The organism is Lysinibacillus sp. PWR01 (assembly GCF_043359455.1).
In the GTDB taxonomy this organism is placed as follows: domain Bacteria; phylum Bacillota; class Bacilli; order Bacillales_A; family Planococcaceae; genus Lysinibacillus; species Lysinibacillus fusiformis_F.
Genome location: NZ_JBHERJ010000024.1, coordinates 1 through 22,890 on the forward strand (window position 1 = coordinate 1; position 22,890 = coordinate 22,890).

General features: G+C 37.8%; 22 protein-coding genes. 19 read left to right on the top strand and 3 right to left on the bottom strand.

Annotation, left to right across the window (positions count from 1 at the left end; genetic code table 11):
* Positions 1-71 precede the first annotated feature (71 nt).
* The gene (locus ACEVFT_RS03295; protein WP_016994854.1) at positions 72-335 is read left to right on the top strand and encodes a DUF1294 domain-containing protein; all 264 of its coding nucleotides are present in this window, start codon (positions 72-74) and stop codon (positions 333-335) included.
* Positions 336-359: 24 nt separating this feature from the next.
* Here ACEVFT_RS03295 and ACEVFT_RS03300 read toward each other — a convergent pair whose 3' ends face one another.
* Positions 360-755, bottom strand: coding sequence for a hypothetical protein (locus ACEVFT_RS03300; RefSeq protein ID WP_004226335.1), 396 nt, complete (start codon positions 753-755; stop codon positions 360-362).
* 105 nt (positions 756-860) lie between these two features.
* On the opposite strand from ACEVFT_RS03300, the gene ACEVFT_RS03305 reads away from it, so the two are divergent.
* The 16 genes from ACEVFT_RS03305 to ACEVFT_RS03380 all read left to right on the top strand — a co-directional run bounded on the left by ACEVFT_RS03305 (position 861) and on the right by ACEVFT_RS03380 (position 17,349).
* Positions 861-1,346: a dUTP diphosphatase gene (locus tag ACEVFT_RS03305; protein ID WP_205444910.1), complete on the top strand. Its 486-nt coding sequence runs from the start codon at positions 861-863 to the stop codon at positions 1,344-1,346.
* 94 nt (positions 1,347-1,440) lie between these two features.
* Complete coding sequence (locus tag ACEVFT_RS03310; RefSeq protein ID WP_342533165.1) at positions 1,441-2,529, top strand: M42 family metallopeptidase; 1,089 nt, start codon at positions 1,441-1,443, stop codon at positions 2,527-2,529.
* A 336-nt stretch (positions 2,530-2,865) separates the two neighbouring features.
* The gene (gene argF, locus ACEVFT_RS03315; protein ID WP_205444906.1) at positions 2,866-3,831 is read left to right on the top strand and encodes an ornithine carbamoyltransferase; all 966 of its coding nucleotides are present in this window, start codon (positions 2,866-2,868) and stop codon (positions 3,829-3,831) included.
* 293 nt (positions 3,832-4,124) lie between these two features.
* Positions 4,125-5,021, top strand: a complete 897-nt coding sequence (locus ACEVFT_RS03320; RefSeq protein WP_205444905.1) for a LysR family transcriptional regulator — start codon at positions 4,125-4,127, stop codon at positions 5,019-5,021.
* Positions 5,022-5,163: 142 nt separating this feature from the next.
* Positions 5,164-6,492, top strand: coding sequence for an LLM class flavin-dependent oxidoreductase (locus ACEVFT_RS03325; protein WP_393948120.1), 1,329 nt, complete (start codon positions 5,164-5,166; stop codon positions 6,490-6,492).
* Between the two features lie 45 nt (positions 6,493-6,537).
* Positions 6,538-7,545 (top strand): LLM class flavin-dependent oxidoreductase, encoded by a 1,008-nt coding sequence (locus ACEVFT_RS03330; protein WP_342533162.1) that lies wholly within the window; start codon positions 6,538-6,540, stop codon positions 7,543-7,545.
* Positions 7,546-7,558: 13 nt separating this feature from the next.
* On the top strand, positions 7,559-7,834 hold the full coding sequence (locus ACEVFT_RS03335; RefSeq protein ID WP_205444900.1) for a glutaredoxin family protein: 276 nt from the start codon (positions 7,559-7,561) through the stop codon (positions 7,832-7,834).
* A gap of 27 nt (positions 7,835-7,861) precedes the next feature.
* A complete protein-coding gene (locus tag ACEVFT_RS03340; RefSeq protein WP_393948122.1) occupies positions 7,862-8,800 on the top strand; it encodes an ABC transporter permease in 939 nt (312 codons plus the stop codon).
* A 2-nt stretch (positions 8,801-8,802) separates the two neighbouring features.
* Positions 8,803-9,690 (top strand): ABC transporter permease, encoded by an 888-nt coding sequence (locus ACEVFT_RS03345; protein WP_393948123.1) that lies wholly within the window; start codon positions 8,803-8,805, stop codon positions 9,688-9,690.
* Positions 9,691-9,706: 16 nt separating this feature from the next.
* Positions 9,707-11,701 (top strand): ABC transporter ATP-binding protein, encoded by a 1,995-nt coding sequence (locus ACEVFT_RS03350; protein ID WP_393948124.1) that lies wholly within the window; start codon positions 9,707-9,709, stop codon positions 11,699-11,701.
* Between the two features lie 37 nt (positions 11,702-11,738).
* Positions 11,739-13,400 carry an ABC transporter substrate-binding protein gene (locus ACEVFT_RS03355; protein WP_393948126.1) on the top strand — a complete coding sequence of 554 codons (1,662 nt, stop codon included), beginning with the start codon at positions 11,739-11,741 and terminating at the stop codon, positions 13,398-13,400.
* Positions 13,401-13,411: 11 nt separating this feature from the next.
* Positions 13,412-14,470, top strand: a complete 1,059-nt coding sequence (locus ACEVFT_RS03360) for an LLM class flavin-dependent oxidoreductase (RefSeq protein WP_393948128.1) — start codon at positions 13,412-13,414, stop codon at positions 14,468-14,470.
* A gap of 46 nt (positions 14,471-14,516) precedes the next feature.
* The gene (locus tag ACEVFT_RS03365) at positions 14,517-15,341 is read left to right on the top strand and encodes a transporter substrate-binding domain-containing protein (RefSeq protein ID WP_342441182.1); all 825 of its coding nucleotides are present in this window, start codon (positions 14,517-14,519) and stop codon (positions 15,339-15,341) included.
* Positions 15,342-15,365: 24 nt separating this feature from the next.
* Positions 15,366-16,070: an amino acid ABC transporter permease gene (locus tag ACEVFT_RS03370; RefSeq protein ID WP_393948129.1), complete on the top strand. Its 705-nt coding sequence runs from the start codon at positions 15,366-15,368 to the stop codon at positions 16,068-16,070.
* Positions 16,071-16,082: 12 nt separating this feature from the next.
* The gene (locus tag ACEVFT_RS03375; protein WP_393948130.1) at positions 16,083-16,790 is read left to right on the top strand and encodes an amino acid ABC transporter permease; all 708 of its coding nucleotides are present in this window, start codon (positions 16,083-16,085) and stop codon (positions 16,788-16,790) included.
* 46 nt (positions 16,791-16,836) lie between these two features.
* Entirely contained in the window at positions 16,837-17,349 is a 513-nt protein-coding gene (locus ACEVFT_RS03380; RefSeq protein WP_205444888.1) for a GNAT family N-acetyltransferase, read from the top strand.
* Between the two features lie 370 nt (positions 17,350-17,719).
* Here ACEVFT_RS03380 and ACEVFT_RS03385 read toward each other — a convergent pair whose 3' ends face one another.
* Both ACEVFT_RS03385 and sspI read right to left on the bottom strand, forming a co-directional pair.
* A complete protein-coding gene (locus ACEVFT_RS03385) occupies positions 17,720-19,099 on the bottom strand; it encodes an FAD-binding oxidoreductase (RefSeq protein WP_393948131.1) in 1,380 nt (459 codons plus the stop codon).
* 78 nt (positions 19,100-19,177) lie between these two features.
* On the bottom strand, positions 19,178-19,387 hold the full coding sequence (gene sspI / locus ACEVFT_RS03390; protein WP_004226361.1) for a small acid-soluble spore protein SspI: 210 nt from the start codon (positions 19,385-19,387) through the stop codon (positions 19,178-19,180).
* A gap of 236 nt (positions 19,388-19,623) precedes the next feature.
* On the opposite strand from sspI, the gene ACEVFT_RS03395 reads away from it, so the two are divergent.
* Both ACEVFT_RS03395 and ACEVFT_RS03400 read left to right on the top strand, forming a co-directional pair.
* A complete protein-coding gene (locus ACEVFT_RS03395; RefSeq protein WP_342441179.1) occupies positions 19,624-20,151 on the top strand; it encodes an RNA polymerase sigma factor in 528 nt (175 codons plus the stop codon).
* 198 nt (positions 20,152-20,349) lie between these two features.
* Positions 20,350-22,482, top strand: coding sequence for a bifunctional diguanylate cyclase/phosphodiesterase (locus ACEVFT_RS03400; protein ID WP_393948133.1), 2,133 nt, complete (start codon positions 20,350-20,352; stop codon positions 22,480-22,482).
* Positions 22,483-22,890: the final 408 nt, after the last annotated feature.

Sequence of the window (22,890 nt, forward strand, 5' to 3'; positions counted from 1 at the left end):
AGACTGATGGATTTTTCTATCAGTCTTTTTTGTGTTAGATTAATAGTATCACGTTTTTAAAGGAGTAAGGAATGGGACAAGCATTATTAGCTTATATGGGCATTGTATCAATTGTATTGCTCATTTTAATGGGAATGGATAAATCGCGTGCAAAAAATCATGAATGGCGTATAGCAGAGCGCACGTTATTTACACTAGCCATAGCAGGAGGGGCAGCTGGCGGTGTATTGGGTATGTATTTATTTCGTCACAAAACACGCCACAATCGTTTTGCATTTGGTTTTCCACTACTCGCAGCCATTCAAATTTTTATCATTGTACAACTGTGGACATAAATAAAAATAATTAGAAACACATCCTCATGATGGGGATGTGTTTCGCATAAGCTGTTCAATGGGCTGCTTCCAATTGATTTTGGCGCTTGGATAGTTCAATAGTATTTCTTGCTGCAAATATTCAAAGTCGCTTTTGCTGAAGCCTTGCAACGTTGCAGCATCTCGTGCACCGACGAAAATGGTAACAACCTCAAATGCATCCTCTGTTGTGCCTAGGTATTTTTCACCTTCAAAAAGCGCACCCTTATAGGAAATAAAGAAATTTTTTCGGACATTTTTAACGTCATCATAGAAATAATACTGGCCTTTTTCATAGGCTTCATCCAGTTTGCGTTTTGGATCGGTTATATAACGAATCGCTTTGTAAAATACATAGATAATAAGCGCTATTACAGCAAGTCGAATTAGTAACGGCAACATGTTTAAATTTCCCCCTTGAAGAAAGGTTATTCTTTCCTATACGATTAGGAAGGTCAAATAGTTTCACTTTATTTAAAATATTTTTTAGAAATTTAGGAGAAAAAAATGAATTTACAACAATTGTTTACCATGCAAAAAGAGCTTGATGATTTTATCGAGCAAACACAAAATGTTCAGCAAGATGTGTTTCAGGAAAAGGGCTTAGCCTTACTAGTGGAACTGGCTGAGCTTGCCAATGAAACGCGTTGCTTTAAATTTTGGAGTACAAAGGGACCATCAGCACGTGAAGTCATTTTAGAGGAATATGTGGATTCCATTCATTTTATCTTATCGCTTGGTTTATTAAAGGACTATACATCGATTGCAATGTGGCCTGTAGTAGAAGAAAATAGAGATTTAACGACAACCTTTTTAGAAACACAAAGTGTTATTTTAGCATTTATCCATGAACCTACAGAGGAGCGCTATTTAGCTATTTGGCAATACTACGGAGTACTAGCGTATAATCTCGGTTTTACATTTGAGGATGTGGTTGGCGCTTATCTTGAAAAAAACCAAGAAAATTACAATCGTCAGCGCTCAGGTTATTAAATTAAGAAATACACCAATTTTCAGACGATTAAGCTAGGAATATTTCGGTAAACGAAGTATAATAAAATAGATATAAGAAGTAGGAGGCAAAAGGATGACACAACTAGATCCAACATTACAAATGTTTAAAGATTTAACAGACGCAAATGGTATCGCAGGTAATGAACGTGCACCACGTGAGGTCATGAAAAAATACATTGCACCATATGCAGATACTGTAGAAACAGATAACTTAGGTAGTGTCATTGCTAAAAAGGTTGGCGATGAAAACGGTCCTAAAATTGTTGTAGCAGGACATTTAGATGAAGTAGGTTTCATGGTTACACAAATCGATGACAAAGGCTTTATCAAATTCCAAACGGTAGGTGGCTGGTGGAGCCAAGTTATGCTTGCACAGCGTGTAACGATTACTACACGTAAGGGCGATGAAGTGATTGGGGTTATTGGTTCAAAGCCACCTCATATTTTACCTGCTGATGTACGTAATAAGGTAGTAGACATTAAAGATATGTTTATCGACATTGGTGCTGCTTCTAAAGATGAAGTACTTGAGTGGGGCGTATGTCCTGGCGATATGGTAACACCATACTTTGAGTTTAATGTTATGAAAAATGATAAGTATCTATTAGCGAAAGCTTGGGATAACCGTATTGGTTGTGCAATTGCGATTGATGTTATGAAAGCGTTACAAAATGAAAAGCACCCTAATATTCTTTATTCTGTAGGGAATGTACAAGAAGAAGTTGGACTTCGTGGTGCTAAAACTACAACACATAAAATCCAGCCGGATATTGGATTTGCAGTGGATGTTGGTGTAGCAGGAGATACTCCAGGAGTTACAGCAAAAGAATCAACGAGTAAGATGGGGGCTGGCCCTCAAATTGTTGTATATGATGCATCTATGGTTTCACACCGCGGCTTACGTGAATTCGTATTAGATGTAGCAGATGAGCACAATATCCCATATCAATTTGAAGCGATGGCTGGCGGCGGTACTGATGCTGGCTCCATCCACGTAACAGCAAATGGCGTACCAGCACTATCAATCGGTATTGCGACACGCTATATCCATTCACATGCAGGTATCCTACATCGTGATGATTATGATAACGCCGTTAAATTAATGGTTGAAGTCATTAAAAAATTAGACCGTGATGCAGTCAATAAAATTACATTTGAATAATTAGAAGAAATGGACTTGCCCTCTAACTAATTTTGTTAGGGGGCTTTTCATTGTTTTTAGTGTCAAAATTTCTTCCTTTGATACCAATAGTCACAAAGCCCGCAATCTATTCTTTACACATTGTGCCATTCATACATTTTTAGTTCCTTCTTTACTATCGCTAAAAAATAGTCGTGATCTAATTGAACATTTATGCATAAATATTCTGTATGACGAATTTTTGTCACATTTCATAACAAATGAATAATAATTAAAATTAATTATAAAAATTCAGTTGATTTTATATTTATGCATGATATACTAATTTCAACAGCAACGATATAAGGAGCGAAGGCTATGAAATTACTTGAAGAAGTACAGTTAAAGTTAGTGTCTAGTTTAAAAGGAAAAGATCTTCTAACTTTGTTAGACTATACAAGTCAAGAGGTTCAAGAACTTATTGAACTAGCAACACAGCTTAAAATGATTACAAAAGAGGGGAAATGTCCAAGATTACTAGAAGGAAAGACACTTGGCATGATTTTTGAAAAACATTCAACTCGTACACGTATTTCATTTGAAGTGGGCATGAATCAATTAGGTGGAAAAGGTATGTTTATGCATGCACGTGATTTGCAAATTGGTCGTGGTGAGTCGATTTATGATACTGCACATGTATTATCTGGCTATTTAGATGGTATTATGATTCGTGCAAATTCGCATGCGATGGTCAAGGAGCTTGCAGAGCATGCAGTAATTCCTGTCATCAATGGATTAACGGATATTTATCATCCTTGCCAGGCATTAGCTGATTTAGAAACGATTGCAGAAAATAAAGGCATGTTAAAAGGACTTAAAATTGCCTATGTAGGAGATGGCAATAATGTAGCACACTCACTTGTAGTCGCTTCAGCACACGTTGGCATGAACGTTGCAGTGGCCACTCCTGAAGGTTATGAATGTGATGCAGAAGTGATTGCCAAAGCACAGGCGATTGCAGCAGCAAATGGCAGTACAATTATGATCACAAATGATCCTGTTGAAGCAGTGTTAAATGCAGATGTGGTCTATGCAGATGTTTGGACATCCATGGGACAAGAGGAAGAGGCAGCAAAACGTTTACAAGACTTTGCTGGCTATCAAATTAATGATGAGCTAGTTGCCTATGCAAAACCGAATTATATGTTCTTGCATTGCTTACCGGCACATCGTGAGGAAGAAGTGGCAACATCTGTTATTGATGGCCCTAATTCTTACATCTTTGAGCAAGCTGAGAACAGACTTCATGCACAGAAAGCGGTTCTTGCATCGATCCTAGCATAAAAGCTGACATATACTTCTCGGGTTGAGAAGTCCGATAGATAGAGTTTACATGGGCAACAGAGGGTGCCCGTGTGAATAACATACAAGTGGTTGGCAGACAGAGGGATGTTCACCACGCGCGATGTTTGTTGTCAAGATGGATGGCTACATCGCTACATAGTAAAGTAACCTGGGAGACGCTAGGTTACTTTTTTTTGTCAAAAAATTAAAACATAGTTTTCCTATAAATTATAGAGAATATGAAGAATTATTTATATAATAGGATAAATAAGTAATGAAGGGGTGAACTCCTCGTGAATATAGATCATATCGAGGCATTTTTATATGTTGTCCATTACAAAAGTACCCATAAAGCAGCCAATGCTTTGTTTCTATCGCAACCGACTGTAACTGCGCGTATCAAATCATTAGAACGAGAGCTAGGGGTTGAGTTATTTTACCGAGATGGACGAAGTGTGAGCGTATCAGAGAAAGGGAAAGATTTTTTACCATTTGCTACACAAATTGTACAAACATTTCAGCAAGGAAAGAAGCAATTAGAAGAAACGCAGGAGACAGATGAGGTATGTATTGGGGCAAATGGGGTGACAGCCCAGTATTTCTTAGCCTATGCATTGCCTAAGTGGAAAGAGCAATTTCCTTATTTGCGTTTTCAACTAATCACAGGTTCCACAACAATGATTTTAGAAAAACTGCAAAGCCACCAAATTCATCTAGGTTTTATTCAATATGTGCATAGGGATGGCATTGAGAACGAACTTTTATTAAACAATGCCGTGAAACTTGTCAAACACCGTGATCACCCATTGCAACTACATGAACTTATCCAAGCAAAAGAATTAGCCCAACAGAAAATGGTGTTTTTTGAATGTGGGGCGTTTGATTGGAATTATGTGCATAAAATGTTCGAGGTAGAGGGTGTGGCAGCCAATATTGAAGTACGAGCAGATCATTTAGAAGTTGCTAAAGAATTCATTCGAACAAAAGACTATCTAAGTTTTTTACCACATCTTTGCGTCAAAAAGGAACTGGAAAGTGGTGAATTTGTGGAGATAGACGTCAAGCATTTGCTGGATATGAATCAACATATATTTTTAACCTATAAAGAAAAAGACACATTGCCGTCAGCTTTTTGGCAGACGATTTGTGAAACAGCTAGGCACTTTGAAGGCATGTGGGAAATGCATTGATAAAATATTTTATCCGAACATAAAAATTTTTCTATTACTGTACCTATTGCATATCGTCTGAAGGAACGGTAATATCATTCTCAATCCAACAAAACATACTTAACCACTATGTTTAGTAAAATAAGATTGAGGAGGAATTGACATGGCTAGACAGGATAAAATTCGATTTGGAGCAATTATTCATGGGGTAGGGGGAAATATTTCAGGTTGGCGTCATCCAAAGGTGGCGAGCAATCAAAGTGTAAGCTTACCTTTCTATATTCAACAGGCTCAGAAGGCAGAGCAGGGAAAATTTGATGTAGCGTTTATTGCGGATGGTTTATTTATTAATGAAAAATCCATTCCTCATTTTTTAAATCGTTTCGAGCCTATTACGATTTTATCAGCTTTAGCTGTAGCGACGAAAAACATTGGGTTAGTTGGCACGGTTTCAACTTCCTATAGCGAACCATTTACAGTAGCACGACAATTTGCTTCATTAGATCATATTAGTGCTGGGCGTGCAGGATGGAATGTTGTAACCACACCATTAGAAAGTACTGCTTTGAACTACAATAAAACAATCGATCAGCATCCTAGCCATGCAGAGCGTTATCAAATTGCAGAAGAATATTTAGAGGTTGTCAAGGGCCTATGGGACTCGTGGGATGATGATGCGTTTATTGCAGATGTCGACAATGATCAATTTTTTGATCCAGAAAAATTACACACATTACATCATAAAGGGTCACATTTTTCCGTCCAGGGTCCACTCAATATTGGTCGAACAAAGCAAGGTCAGCCCGTTATATTCCAGGCTGGGTCGTCTGATGCAGGTATTCGATTGGCTGCCAAGGATGCAGATGCCATTTTTACACATGGTGCATCCATTGAAGAGGCACAAAAATTTTACACAAGAGTAAAGAAAGAAGTGGCGGCATTTGGAAGAAACCCAGATGAAGTGAAGATATTCCCAGGAATTTCGCCGATTATTGGCGATACAGTGGAGGAAGCAGAGGCGAAATATCAAGAAATCGTTGAGTTAGTTTCCATAGACCGTGCTCTTGCTTATCTTGGGCGTTACTTCGACCATCATGATTTTACTCAGTATGATGTGGATGCACCGTTTCCTGAACTAGGTGATATTGGGGCCAACAGCTTTAGAAGTACAACAGATTATATTAAACGATATGCTAAGCAAGAGAGACTTACATTACGTCAAGTTGCTTTACGCGAGGCTACACCAAAAACAGCATTTTTTGGGACAGCTGAGCAAGTAGCGGATCTTGTACAGGAATGGTTTGAAAAGGAAGCAGCAGATGGTTTTATCATTGGTGTGACAGTACCTGGTGCTCTTGAAGATTTTGTTGATAAAGTAGTGCCAATTTTACAAGCAAGAGGGCTTTATCGTAAAGATTATGAGGCAGATACTTTGCGCGGGAATTTAGGTTTACCCTTCAAAGAAAGTCGCTATGTCAAACAATCTGTCTAAAAACCTAGTAAATTTATTTGAATAAAAGAAATTGGGAGGTATTGTATGAGTTATACATTAGGCATATTAGATCAAAGCCCTATCATTGAAGGAGCAACCAATGAACAAACATTACAAAAAACGGTGGCCTTAGCACAGCGAGCTGAGCAGTTAGGCTATTCACGATTTTGGGTATCGGAGCATCATAATACAGATTCATTAGCAGGGACATCTCCTGAGGTATTAGTGTCTTATTTACTAGCTAAAACAAAAACAATCAACATTGGATCAGGTGGGGTTATGCTTCAGCATTATAGCCCCTATAAAGTAGCGGAAAATTTCCATGTTCTAGCATCTTTGGAGCCAGGGCGAATAGATTTGGGGATTGGAAAAGCACCTGGAGGCTTACCCCTTTCTACAAAGGCTCTCCAATATGGCACGCTCAATAATGGAGAAGATTTTGAAGAAAGATTAACATTTTTACAGCAATTAATTGAGCAATCCATACCAAAAGAGCACGAATTATATGGCATACAAGCAACGCCGATTCCAAAGAAAAAGCCAACATTATTTTTACTTGGTGCTAGCCCAGAAAGTGCTGCTCTTGCAGGAAAACTCGGCATTGCATTTGTCTTTGCTCGATTCATTAATAGTGATAATAATGTTTTGGCACAAGCGGCTACAACCTATCGCAGTCACCAGCCAAATGGTCATTTTGCGATTTCCATTGCTGCACTTGCTGCTCCAAGCAAAGAGGAAGCGAAAGAGCTAATTGGAGATCAAAAAATTACAAAGGTGCATTTAGCAAGTGGCAGAAGCCTGACACTACAATCAGTAGAGCTAGCGGAGAAATTTGGTCAGGAATCTGGAGAGGAATATACGGTGGAGCAGTATGAGGCCGATATTTTATACGGTACATCAGAAGAAATTAAAGCCATTTTAGATGACTACCATGAGCAATACCAAGTAGACGAATTCATTTTGCATACGCCTATCTTAAAGGATTTTGAACGTGAGCGATCTTTTGAGTTATTGGGTCCAGTACATTTACAGCAAAAAGAAGCGGTAAGCTGAGGAGGAAAACGTAATGACACTAAATAAAGATGTAATCGTTTGGTCGAAACAAGGCTGTAGTTACTGTAATGAGGTAAAAACGTATTTACAAGAAGAGGGTATACCTTATAAAACAGTGGATGTAACGCATAATGATGCTTTCCGTGACATTCTAGATACAAAATATGGAATTCGTTATGTACCTGTTGTAGAAATTGGTTCAAGTGAAGATGGTATCTATCAAGCGGTTACAGAACTTGGTCTTGAGCATTTAAAGGCAGCACTAGCTGGAGAAAAAATACAGTCGTAAAACGCACTATAGAAATGGGGTGTATAAATGATAAAATTAATTGTTAATCGTGGCTTAGTAGCACTATTTGTACTACTGGGTGCCCTTTTTTCAGTTTTTTCAATCAATTATTTTTTACCCACTGATATCGTTGATACATTACTAGCTGAAAATGCTGCAAGTACTGAGGTAGCAGAAAATTTACGTAAAGAATTAGGTTTGGATTTACCATTTACAAAACAATTCTCTAATTATTTAGTAGATTTAATGCATGGTGATTTTGGGCAATCAGCCATTGATGGTGAATTTGTGATAGAAAAAATATGGACACAATTACCTGCAACTGTTGTTCTAACAGTTGCAAGTCTACTTATTGCTGTCATTGTAGGTATTACACTTGGGGTGTTAGCCGCTGTTCATCGCAACACGGTAATTGATTATATTGCACGTTTAGTTGGACTCTTTGGGATTTCCATGCCTACATTTTGGTCGGGAATTTTACTAATTTTAATTTTCTCCATTTCGTTAGGCTGGTTTCCTGCGATGGGCTCAGATGGTTGGCGTTCTGTTATTTTGCCTGCTATTACATTAGGTCTTCTAGGTGCAGGGTTTATTGTTAGAGTAGTTCGGAATAGTATGCTAGAGGTTTTGAACGAACCTTATATACTGACGCTTAGAGCAAAAGGACTGACAGAGCATATCGTTTTATACCGTCATGCCCTTAAAAATGCATTAATACCTGCAATGACAATGATTGGCGTGCTACTGGGTGATTTTTTAGGTGGGACGGTGGTCATCGAAACAGTATTTGCAAGACAGGGGCTTGGAAGAATGGTGGCAGATGCCATAACAGCTAAGGATCTACCAATCATACAAGGTGTTGTATTTTTTATTGCTATTGTGTATGTAGTGATTAATCTATGTATTGATATTTCATATTCCATCATTGATCCTCGAATTCGAAGTAGGCAAGTAAAGGGAGGATAAGGATGCAAAAGTTAGAAACTATTAAAACGAAACCTGTTTCAAAACTTAAATTAAAGCGACTTAGTAAAGGTATTTTTCACCTAGAAAAGATGATGTTAACAGCTGCTATCCTCATTATTATCTTTTTTATTATTTGTGCCATAGTCCCACATTGGGTAGCAATGTATTCACCTACAAAGATGTTTCCTACTGCTATTTTACAGCCTCCATCATTCAAGCATCTATTTGGGACTGATTATTTTGGCAGGGATGTATTTAGTTTAGTTGTGTATGGAAGTAAAACTTCTCTTTTACTTGGCATAAGTGCTGTTGTTGTAGGTGGATTCATTGGTGCTCTTATTGGAACTTTAGCTGGCTATATCGAGGGCATTATTGACATTATATTAATGAGACTGATTGAAATCATACAAACAATCCCAAGTGTTTTATTAGCGCTTGCTATTGCCGCTGTATTAGGTTCTAGCTTTACCAATCTTGTCATTGCCATCTCAGTATCAGCTATTCCGACGTATGCTCGGGTAATGAGAGGCCAAATATTAAGTATAAAAAATCGTCCTTACATTCTAGCGTCAAAATCGATAGGGATTAGTAATCCTGTAATTTTCTTGAAACACGTCCTACCGAATGCTTATTCACCATTATTAGTTATGGCTTCAAACGGTTTAGGAATGGCCATTTTAACAGGTGCGGGTCTCAGTTTTTTAGGATTAGGTGTGGTGTCAGAAATTCCGGATTGGGGTTTTTTATTATCTCAAGGCAGAAACTATATAGCGGCCGGTTGGTGGATTTCAACGTTTCCAGGATTAGCAATCGCACTCTTTGTGTTAGCCGTCAATATTTTGGGGGATAGTTTACGTGATAAGTTAGATCCTAAAAAGCGTTTGTCTTAAGGAAGAGGTGTTTATGATGGATAATTTATTGACAGTGGAAGGGCTAACAGTAGATTTTAAGTCTAAATCTGCTGTTCTAAACGCTGTATCTACTATTTTTTTCACTATAAAACCTAGTGAATCAATTTGTTTAGTTGGCGAATCTGGGAGTGGGAAATCAGTCACCTCGAAAGCAATCATGCGTTTAATTGAATATGAAAATGGTGTGATTACGAATGGGAAAATTACATTAGGCAACAGAGATATTGTCAAGCTTTCAAATCGTGAGCTGTTAAATATACGAGGTAAGAAGATTGCCATGATCTTTCAGGAGCCCTCTATCGCCTTTGACCCAGTGTTTACTATTGGACAACAATTGGTGGAGATGATGCAAAGGCATTTAAAATTATCCAAAAAGCAAGCACATGAACGAGGGATTCAATTATTAACAAGAGTTGGATTATCAGATCCTATCGTACGTATGGGACAATATCCTCACGAATTGTCTGGAGGCATGTTGCAACGAGCCATGATCGCTATGGCTATAAGTTGTAATCCTGATTTGATTATTGCTGATGAACCCACTACCGCGCTTGATGTTACCGTTCAAGCACAAATTATTGCACTACTTAAGGAGCTGAAAGAGGAATATCACACGTCCATTTTACTAATTACACATGATTTAAGTGTAGCATCGCAGTTAGCTGATCGAATTTTTGTTATGTACGCGGGAGAAATTGTGGAGCAAGCATCAATAGAGCAGTTATTTTCACTGCCTTATCATCCTTATACAAGGGGCTTATTACAATCCATTCCAAATGAACAACATATCAAACGAAAGAGACTGCCCTCTATAGAAGGTACAATTCCAAATCTTGCTGAGATGCCAACTGGCTGTCGCTTTCATCCTCGCTGCGCATTCGCCACTGAAAAATGTAGAGAAGAGAGACCTCCTCTAAGAAATTTTCAAGGACGGGAAAGTGCTTGTTGGCATATAAAGGAGCTAATTCAGAAACCGGAATGGCTCGTCGAAAACGATTCTGTTATAGAAGATGAGGTAGACTACAGGGAAAATCAAGAGCGTGAAGTATTGCTAGAGATAAAGTCTTTACACAAATATTATCCAATTAAACAAGCAAACAAGAAAATAAAAGCAGTGAACAACGTTTCATTTCAAATTTTTAAAGGTGAGACAGTGGGATTAGTAGGTGAATCTGGCAGTGGAAAATCTACTCTAGGCAGAACGATATTACAGCTAGAAACACCTACTGCTGGAGATGTTCTATTTAATGGTCAATCCATCGTGCATTTAAGAAAGTCGGCTATGCGAGATAGAAGGAAACATATGCAAATGATTTTTCAAGATCCTTATGGTTCCATCGATCCTAAATGGACCATTAAGGAGATTATTGCAGAGCCGCTAAAAGTCCATCTTAAAGGAATTTCGGCTAATGAAATGGAAGATCGAATACAGCAATTATTACAAGTAGTGGGGTTAAATCCAGAGTGGAGCTCTCGTTATCCACATGAGTTTTCTGGAGGGCAACGCCAACGAATTGGTATTGCTAGAGCTATTGCGATCAATCCTAGTTTTATATTAGCAGATGAAGCAGTATCTGCATTAGATGTGTCCGTGCAAGCACAAATTATTAATTTATTGAAGGATTTACAGCAAAAGCTAGGTCTCACCTATTTATTTATTGGACACGATTTGAATATCGTTCGTCATGTTGCGGATCGGGTGGTGGTAATGTATTTAGGGAAAATCGTCGAAATGGCACCTAGTGAGCAGCTTTTCCAAGATCCAAAACATCCTTATACAAAAGCCCTTATTGCAGCTATGCCTAAAATAAATCGTTCCCATGTTACAGAGCCTATTTCACTAGACGGAGAAATTCCATCACCAGCTAATCCACCGTCTGGTTGTGCATTTCGAACACGTTGCCCTTTTGCGACAGAACATTGTAGTCGAGAGGAGCCAGCCTTTGTAGAAATAGCGCCAAACCATAGTGTTCAATGTCATTATGCTTAGAATTAAATCAATGACTTATAAAAAAAGGAAGATGTCTATGTTTAATAAGAAACCATATAGTCTGATTATTACTGTAATGGTTATTCTATTAGCGCTAGCAGGTTGTTCATCAAGCACCTCTAAAACAGAAGTGAGTGTGAATAAAACAAATGGTTCAGAAAACAAGGATAAAGAGCAGTCAGTGCAAGCGGGTGGCGATTTTACGTTCGCTTTATCAACAGCACCTGATACACTCGATCCTCATGCAAGTGGTATGGCAGTAGCAACACGAGTAATTAAAAGTATTTTTGAATCATTGGTCTATCAAGAGAAGGATAATACGATAAAACCATGGCTGGCTACGGAGTGGTCTGTATCAGATAACAAAAAAGAGTACACATTCTCATTACGTGAAGGGGTTAAATTCCATGATGGCACAGATTTTAATGCAGCTGCCGTAAAGTATAATATTGAGCGAATTTTTGATGTCAAAACAAAGGCCTTCACAGCTGCTACCTATCTGTCAGATGTTGAGTCTGTTGAGGTTGTAGATACTCATAAGATTAAATTTATTTTAAAGCAACCCTCTGCAACATTTTTAACGATCTTAGCCCATTCTAATTTATCGATTGTGTCGAAGGAAGCGGCTGAAAAGGCTGGAGATAAATTTGGTTTACATCCTATTGGAACAGGTCCATTTAAATTTGTGGAGCAAGTTGAAAATGATCGGATTGTTTTAGCAAAGTTTGAAGAGTATAACGGCGCTTATCCATTTGCTAAACACGATGGTCCAGCCTATTTGGATAAACTAACGTTTAAAATTGTACCAGAGGAGGCTACTCGAGTAGGAAGTGTACAAAGCAATCAATTACAGGCGGCAGAAACGGTGCCACCACAGGATATTTTAGCGATTGAAAAGAGTGGTCAGTTAAAATTATGGGAGGTAGAGACAGGAGGCTTACCATATACACTCTTTGTTAATAATACAACGGCTCCTTGGAATGATGTAAAAGCACGCCAAGCACTAAAGGCTGGAATTGATGTTGAGAGTATTGTGAACACCCTGTACCTAGGTACATATAAAAGGGCCTGGTCTGCACTTACTTCTACAACTTTTGGCTATGATGACAGCTTAGAAGGTAAAGATGGGTTTGATGTGAAAAAATCTAATCAATTATTTGAAGAGCTAGGTTGGGAAAAAGGGAAGGATGGTATCCGAGAAAAGGATGGCCATAAATTGACATTGCGTATTTTAAATGATGCTGTTAATCGTGAAAAACGCCAAGATATTAGCATTATGGTAAAAGAGCAATTAAAGGCTGTCGGTATTGATGTCATTATAGAAACAACGAGTGAGGCAAGATCAGTCTTAGCGGACGCTGCAGCCTATGATTTACGTGGGAATAGCCGTGTAGCGATTGATCCTGATGATTTACGCTTGTTTTATCATTCCAAGCAAACTACTGATAAAGGAGGCATTAATTTAGCTTGGTATCAAAACGCGGAGGTAGATCAATGGTTAGAGGCGGCAACGACTGAGCAGGATGCTGCAACACGAGAAAATTTGTATAAACAAATTCAAAATAAGCTTATTGAAGAAGTAGCTATTATTCCTATATATGTTTTTCCTTATACAGTAGCAACTTCACTTCAGGTGCAAGATGTAGCATTTGATTCTATTGGTTATCCATTATTTTATGACGTTCATCTTACACAATAAGGAGAGGGATTATGAAATTTATTGTTGGTAATTTGATTAATAATCTACCAAATATAAAAACTGGTCGTATATTAACAACACAGGAGGTTTTTACACATTTAATTGAGCAGGCTGTGCTAGCTGAAAATCTAGGGTTTGATGGATACGGCGTAGGAGAAAGACACGGTGCACCATTTTTATCCTCATCTCCTACTGTGTTATTAAGTGCACTAGCGATGAAAACCTCAAAAATTCGACTATTAACAACCGTGACTGTGTTGAGCGTTCTTGATCCTATACGAGTTGCTGAGGATTATGCAACGCTGGATCATTTATCAAAAGGACGATTAGATGTCGTTATTGGCAAAGGGAATGACCCTAGACACTATCCTTTATTTGATGTCAAAGATGAGGATCAATGGGCAGCCTTAGCTGAAAAATATGAGCTTTTAAAACGCTTATGGAACGAAGAAAATATAAGCTGGCAAGGTAAGTTTCGTTCGAAAGTTGATTCTGTAACGACTGAGCCTCGACCTTATCAGCAACAGATACGAATTTGGCATGGCAGTGCTTCAAGTGAACTATCGACAGAACTAGCAGCAAAAAACGGAGACCCTATTTTTTCCTCCAATACCTTTCATGAATTAGAAAAATATCAAGCCCTTATAGATCATTATCGTAGACGTTTAGATCATTATGGCTTTGATCCACAGCAGGCTGTTGTAGGTGCGGGTGCGAGAGGTTTATACATTGCTAATACCAATGAGGAAGCGATTGAGAAGTATCGACCTTATTATGAAGGTTTTATGAGCACTGAAGCCTCCAAGGTGAATAATTCGCCATTCAAAAACCTAGAGGACCATATTGAGCGTGGCTCCGCATTAGTTGGTAGTCCAGATGCAATTATTGAAAAAGTCATCAAGTATCATCAAGCTTTTAAGCATCAAGTCCAGATGCTTAGTGTGGAAGGGCTTGAATTGTCTGAGCAAAGTGAACAATTAGAGCGTTTTGCAACTGAAATCATGCCTGTACTCAAAAAAGAGCTACCAAGCACGATTTGGGACAAAGACAAAGCATTCACACTGCAATAAATACTACTATTCAGCTAATTTTACAATGATAAAAGTGAGGGATAATATGAAAAAAATTATATTTTTAAGTTTGCTATTATTAACGTTGCTTCTAACGGCTTGTGCAGGCACTGAAAAGCTTGAAGGAGATACGAGTAAAAATGATACAGCACAGAGTGGAAAGGATGTTCAAAAAATTATTGTAGGTACAGGTACACAATTTCCGAATATCTGCTTCTTAGATGACAAGGGAAATTTAACTGGTTATGATGTGGAGCTTGTTCGCGCAATTGATGAGAAGCTACCAGAATATGAGTTTGAATTTAAGACAATGGAGTTCTCAAATTTATTACTAAGTTTAGAAACAAGAAAAATTGATTTTATTGCCCATCAAATGGAAGTCAATAGTGAGCGCGAGGAGAAATTTCTATTTAATAAAGAGCCTTATAATGTATTTCCATTAAAAGTAACCGTTAATGCAAAAAATAATGATATCCAATCAATTGATGATTTAAAAGAAAAAAATGTGAGTGTTTCTCCAACAAGTAATTCAGCAGTCTTTATTGAGAAATACAATAAGGAACACGATCTAGGTGCTAATCTCGTCTATTCATCAGGGTCAGTGGATGTAAATAATCAACTTGCGACAGGTCGTGTGGATGCTATTATTACAACGCCATTTGCCGTGAAGTATTATAACGAAAACAATGAAGCACAGCAAAAGGTAGTGGGAGACGCATTATTAAATTCAAAAGTATATTTCTTATTAAATAAAGATGAGGTTACCCTACAACAACGCCTTGATGATGCGATTCGTGAATTGAAGGAGGATGGTGTTGTTAGTGAGCTAAGTAAAAAGTGGCTAGGTGATGATTATACGGTAGACTTTTAAAAAATCAGAGAGGATGAAGGAAGTATGGCAAATGACTTTGACATCGTGCTGATAGCAAAAGTACTTCCAATATTACTTCAATATTTACCAGTAACATTTGAAATTTTAGTGTTTTCTATTCTTTTTGGGATGCTGCTTGGTATAGCTATCGCTATACCGAAGCTGCTCCATATCAACGTTTTGAGGCAAATAATAACAGTCTATATTTCGTTTATTCGTGGCACACCGATATTGGTACAATTATTTCTAGTGTTTTATGGTATACCCGCATTATTAAAGATTGTGCATATTGATGTAACTAGAATGGATGCCATGTATTTTGTCATTATCACCTACACCTTAAGTAATGCTGCTGCATTTGCAGAAATTTTTAGAGCCTCCATTTTAACGGTGGACCGAGGGCAAATAGAGGCTGCATATTCAGTTGGCTTAAACGGTAAGCAGGCGTTTGTACGGATTATATTTCCTCAGGCTCTTCGTGTTGCCTTTCCAAATATAGCGAACACAATGATAAGCTCCTTAAAAGACACTTCGCTCGCATTTTCAATTGGGGTCATGGATATGGTCGGGAGAGGAGAGACGCTTATTGCCTCCACGACAAGAGCGCTAGAAATCTATTTAGCACTCTCTATTGTCTATTATGTCATTGTGCTGTTGTTAGAAAAGGTATTAAAGAGCAATGAGCGCTATCTTAATCGCTATATGTCGAAGGAAGCTGTATCTAGCTAGGAGGTAAGAGTTATGACCATAGATTTTGCATTTATTTTCGAAGCTTTTAAAGAAATTAGTAAGGTATTGCCGTTAACCTTATTTATGACAGCTACACCTGTCTTACTGGGTATTCTCATCGGTGTCATTGTTGCCTTTGTTCGAATTCAGCAAACTAAATTTTTTGCACCGTTATTAAATTTTTATGTGTCTTTTTTTAGAGGTACACCTATTATTATGCATATAATGCTCGTTTATTTCGGAGTACCTATTATAGTGGATGTCCTTGCGAAAGCATTAAAGCTAAATATTCAATCAAGCTCGATCCCCATATTATTTTTTGTTTTACTTGCTTTGACATTGAGCGCAGGTGCCTATGCCTCCGAAATCATTCGATCAGGCATTTTAAGTGTACCTAAGGGGCAGCTAGAGGCAGCTTATGCAGTTGGTTTAACATTTTCACAGGCAATGCGTCGGTATATATTACCTCAGGCATTTAGTAAATCTATTCCTAATTTCACCAATGTTTTTATAGGCTTTTTACATGCTACATCGCTTGCTTTTTTTCTTTCAGTGAAAGAATTAACAGGTGTAGCAAATATTGTAGCCTCTATAAATTTGAAATTTTTGGAGGCATTTATCGCTGTCGGCATTATTTATTGGGGTGTTTCAGCCATCGTTGAATGGCTCGCCCATCGCCTTGAAAAAAGAGTAACTTTCTATAATAAGGGAGGCATTTGACGAAATGCCTGTAAATTCGTTTGACAAAAAGAAAGGGGAATAAACAATGACAGTAGTGGAAATAGTGATTGAACAGTTGAAAGAGGAAGACCATGCACGTTATTTAGAGGTTCTTGTAGAGAGTTATTCACAATATGAGAAAGAATACAATAACCCTGAAGATTGGGCTTCATATTTAAGTGCCATTCGTGCATCTGTAGGCAATCCTGATGCAGAAACAATTTTAGTGGCAAAGCGGGGAAATGAGATTTTAGGAGGGCTTCAGCTATTTACGGATTCTGAAAAGGCTTATGGTTTGCCAGAGCTTACTATACATTCTACCATTGTACGTTTACTTGGCGTACACCCTCAGGGTAGGGGATTAGGCATTGCGAAAAAATTATTACATGAAAGCTTTGCCTTCGCACGCGCTCGTCAAGATCAAGCTTTATATTTACATTCGGGCGATATCATGCAGGTTGCCATCAACCTTTATTTATCATTAGGCTTTGTACGTGATGAATCTAAGGATTTTCGTAAAGGAGATACGCTAGTAAAAGGCTTCCGTTATGATTTGTAATAAAGAGTTCAGTTTCGGACAAATACCTCATTTAAAGGATTATTGACTCGGTATTGCTAGACCGCTTTTTCAGAGCCTGAAGTTTTGATTTTAGATGAACCAGAACCCCATTTGGATTTTCAAAAATAAAAACGATGAGCGGATTACTTGTATCCTTTCCCCTAACCATGTGTTTTATCTAGCGCATCAGATGTTAATGATGGCGAAAGATGACAAAGGGAAGGATTAAGGGATATTGTGTAGTATGATTAAAATATAAAAGTTGAAGAGGAAGATGATACCACGTAACAGAGTGTGTCAATTGTTCTAGCAATCTTTAATAAAAAAAACACGATTTCGTCTTCATGACGAGATCGTGTTTTTTGCAAGATTACATAGTGAAAATTTTCCCTGGGTTCATAATATTATGGGGATCAAGTGCTGCTTTTATACTTTTCATAACGGCTAAAGAGGTACCGTGCTCAGTGGCTTGATATTTCATTTTGCCAATGCCAACACCATGCTCGCCCGTACAAGTGCCACCTCGAAGTAAAGCATATTGGACGATTTGCTCATTGAAGCGATCCGCTTTTGCCTGCTCCTCGGCGTCATTTGGATTTAACATTAAAAGTGCATGGAAATTTCCGTCGCCCACATGGCCAACAAGCCCGCCTGCTAACCCAACATGATCAAGCTGTTCACGCGCATATAAAATGGTTTCAGCAAGCACAGAGATTGGTACACAGACATCGGTTGACATAAGCTTCTTACCAGGATAAGCATGAATATAGGCATAGGCCAAAGAATGACGTGCTTCCCAAAGCTTATTACGAGCAGCATTGTCTTGTTCAAATTCAACAGATAGACAGCTAAAATCCTCAAATATTTCTGTAGCAAATGCGATGTCTGCGTGCATACCCGCTTCATTTCCGTGGAATTCTAAAAATAATGTTGGTTTTTCGCTATAGGAAGTATCGTTATAGATATTGGCTTGTTTCATAGAGGCTTCATCGACCAATTCTACTCGACCAATTGAAATACCAGCCTGTAATAAGGTGGTAACGGCACTGACAGCATCGCCAATTGTGTCAAAAACAGCTCGCCCCGCCGTCACAAATTCAGGTATACCATAAACTTTTAACGTTAACTCCGTAAAGCAGCCGAGTGTTCCTTCTGAGCCGACAAATAGGCCATTTAAATGATAACCAGAAGAGGACTTCGCCGCTAAATTGCCCGTATGGATGACAGAGCCGTCTGCAAGGACAACCTCTAAATCACGAACTTGATCACGCATAACTCCGTAACGCACAGCAGTCGTACCACTAGCATTCGTCGCAGCCATGCCACCTAGTGTTGCATCTGCACCTGGATCTACTGTGAATTGTAAACCATGTTTTTTTAACTCCTTATTCAATTGAGAGCGTGTGACGCCAGGCTGAACTTTTACAAGAAGGTCGTCAGGTCGAACTTCTAAAATAGTATTCATTTCAGAGAAATCGATAGAAATACCATGTGCAATGGGAATCGCGTTTCCTTCTAGGCTGGAGCCAACACCGAATGGTACAACTGGTACACGTTGTGCATGCGCAATTTTTAAGATCGCACTGACATCGGCTGTGGAACGGGGAAAGACAACGATATCAGGTAAGCTCATCATATGATGAGATTCATCCTTCCCGTGTAGCTGTCGTACCGTTTCGTTTGTTGACACTTGTTCTTCTAATAAAACCTGTTTGAGTTGATTGACAAGTAATTCTACTGCAACAGTCATTCCAATCCCTCCAAATTTTCTGATAAATAAAACTTTAACACGCATTTATTGGAAATGGAATGCACTGTTCATTAAAAATCAGTTAGCAAATACTTTTTCTAGCTTTTGAACAAATTCATCCTGTTCAGATGGACTGGATTGCTTCCACCATTTTTCAAAAAACACCCCAAGCCCTGGCAGTAAATGCTCTTCTCCACGATTAATGGCATCTTCCACAATATCTTTAAATTCTGCGGCAGATTGACCATGTACATTCGCTGTAATTGCGTCTCTTATTTGGAAATTCAACTATATCGCCTCCTTAGTAGTAATTTGTCCAACTATCGTTTAAATATGTATGAAATACCAAAGAAAATAGATGATTTTTGCCATAACCTAAGGGAATTTTGACTAAATATGACAAGCATTTTATTCATTATGCACAATGTAATGATGAAAATGACTATTCGCTTCAAGTAACGTAACGATCTAAGATGATGTCACCTAGGAATATTGGACTGTGCATAGTCGATAGGAAGAGTAGAATGTCCATTCAAAACGATCAGAATCTCTCATCGACACAATCTTTTGAAGAAATTTTAGAGGCTGTGCAACCAATGATTACTACCATTCTTACACAGCTTCATATTTACAAGGATTTTGATTACTATCGTCATATTGCTTCCATTGCTGTATGGAGGGCATGGCTAAAAGCAGATCCAGCTAAAGGACAGTTTTCCGCTTATCTTTATTCTTGGATAAAAGGAGAGATTTTAAATGAATTATCAAAGGAAAAAAACTATACAGAAAGAATGACAGTTGTTGATGATGAAACACTCAATTATATTCTTAATGAGCTGGAGGAAAGGGATAATCAAAAAAATCCTAGCTCCCTTGAAATCATGTTGTCCCAGTTAAAGCAAATAGAAAGGAAAATATTACTCCTTTATTATGCAGAAGATTACAGTGATCCAGAAATAGCCAATGCGCTAGGTCTATCTGTTGCTGCTATTAAAAAAAGAAGGGTTAGGCTCGTCCAGAGGCTGAAACATCAACTTTTCAGAGTGGAATAAAGCACTAAAAATATCAAAAGTATTCTAATATTGAAATAAAATGAATATTAGCATACTTCACATGGATGCATACAAATTCCGATAAAAGTGTTATGATTTGTAAGAAGTCAAAGAAATATACAATTCAAAATTGATTATTCGATATAGATAGATAAAATTTCCTAGTGAATGTTTATATAGTAGTATGGAGGGTTTGGAGTGGAGAGATGGTTTAATCAGATAGAGAAAAAAGAGATTTGGTACATGGTATTACCATTATTACTTGTCATACCATTATTAAGCTTTAGCAATCAAATATATGGTGTTTTCCAGGGTGGCATGTATCAAGATTTAAAATTGGTGATACAAGTTTTAATCATTGTTTTTACAATGGCAATTGCGATCCAATCCTATTTAGTATTTTCACACTTATTATCCAATCAAACTTTATACATAGGAAACATGTTTTTCATTATTGCCTTACTAGAATTAGCCAGCTTGTTCTTTAGCCAATCTAGTGAATGGAGCTTTTTGGACGAGCCCTTACATATATTGATGCGTTTGTATCTATCCATTGGATTTTTACTAATTATTTTATACCCTAAAAAGCGATTAACCATGAATCATCGGATATTGACATATGGTAGTTCTGTGCTTTTCGTATTAGGAACTGTTTTTCTAGCGTATATATTGCCAAAACATTGGTTCGATTATATTGATAATATGGTACACTTATTTGCTATTATTCTTCAAATTATAACCATTGTTATAGTTAGTAAATATGTAAAAAAATTACCGAAGCGTTCTATGTGGCTAATCAGTGCCGCTATTTCTCTTATTGTAAGTGATGTCTTCTTTATTGTTAGTCAAGATCAAAATGCAATATGGGATTTCTCGGCATTGATCTATCAGTTTTTAGCATTCTATTTTTTCTTAAAGGCGATTTATTACACATCTGTGGAAAAACCATTTCAGCAGCTGTTGAAAATTAAAAAGGATCTTGAACAATCTCAACAGGAACTTCGATTTCAAGCTTATCATGATGACATTACACTGCTGCCAAATGAACATTTATTACTTAAGACGTTAAAAGAAAATTTACATGATAATAAAGCACAAAAGGCTATCATTGCCATAGAAATTGATCGCTTTGCGGCGATTCGTTCTTCCATTGGGATAAGCAACTCTAATAAAATGATGAAGCTTGTAGCAGAGCGTATACAAGCGATTGTACCTCCTCATTATTTTGCCACTAAACTTCGTGAGGAACAATTTGTTATTTATATTAACCATGTAAAGACCATCGAAGAATTATTACAATTTTGCTTAAATCTCAAAAGTGCCATGACAGATCCTTTACAGGTACAATTATTTTCATTGAATGGCAATTTAAATATAGGGATTGCGCTCTATGAGGATAAAGGGACGGGTGAAGAGCTATTAATGCATGCACAGTTAGCGATGCAAGAGGCTAGACAAATACCTCAAAGATTTCTTTTTTACAAGCCCTATATGTCTAAAGGCATTGCAGATCGAATTTTGTTAGAGCAAGACTTACATAATGCGTTAGCCAATAATGAATTTTATTTAGACTATCAACCACAGGTAAACTTAAAAACAGGCACAATTGAATCGGTCGAAGCATTGGTACGGTGGCGTCATCCAACGCGTGGCTTTGTTCCACCTGATGTCTTTATTCCTATTGCTGAAGAATGTGGCCTTATTATCCCGCTAGGTAAGTGGATATTAGAAACCGCATGCACACAAGCAAAAACATGGGAGAAACAAGGTTTACCTCCGATGAAAGTGGCAGTGAATTTATCACTTGGACAATTATTTCAGCAGGATTTAGTAGAAATGGTACTAGAGATTTTACAACGTACCAAATTGGATCCGAAATTTTTACAATTAGAAATTACGGAAAGTATGACGATGAATATTGATCAAATGACGCAGCTATTACATGAGTTAAAGGCATTAGGCATTCAAATTGCTGTAGATGATTTTGGAACAGGCTATTCCTCTCTATCTTATTTAAAGGAATTCCCAATTGATTGTTTAAAAATTGATCGAACTTTTGTGAGAAATGTGCCGCATAATCCAAATGATGAAGCACTTGTTTCCATGATTATTTCAATGGCTAAACATTTACGTTTGAAGGTTGTGGCAGAGGGCATTGAAGAAGTGGAACAGTTATCATTTCTAATAGATGGCGGCTGTGATTATATTCAAGGCTATCTATTCAGTAAGCCCATCTCTCCACAGCAAATAACGGAAACCTATAAAGATTTACACCATCGTGTGGATGAAGTGTTAACACAGCTTCAATATATTGACGATTATATTATTTAAAAAAGAACCTGCTTATTGATATTGAATAAGCAGGTTCTTCATGTTGTTGCAAAAAGATGATGTCAACGGCAGAAAAAGCAACTTTGCAAGGTGAGAGGTTGATTTCCGTTCCGCCAGCGTCCTTTCCAGGGGGCGTCCGAGGAGCCGCTTCACTCACTTCCGTTCGCTCCAGGGTCTCCTCTGTGACGCTAATCCCCTAGGAGTGACGCTGGCTCCACTCCAATCAACAATGCTGCAAAGTGTCTTTACTTTTTTCATACTAGCATAGCAATCAAATAGCCCATTATCTGTATTCTTAGAGGGGATAAACTCTTATTTTCAATGTGGAGAAGTGATGCGTGACAACACCTCTTCATAAAGAGTAATGAACACCTTCACTTTATTTGAAAACCTTTGCTAAACTTTTGT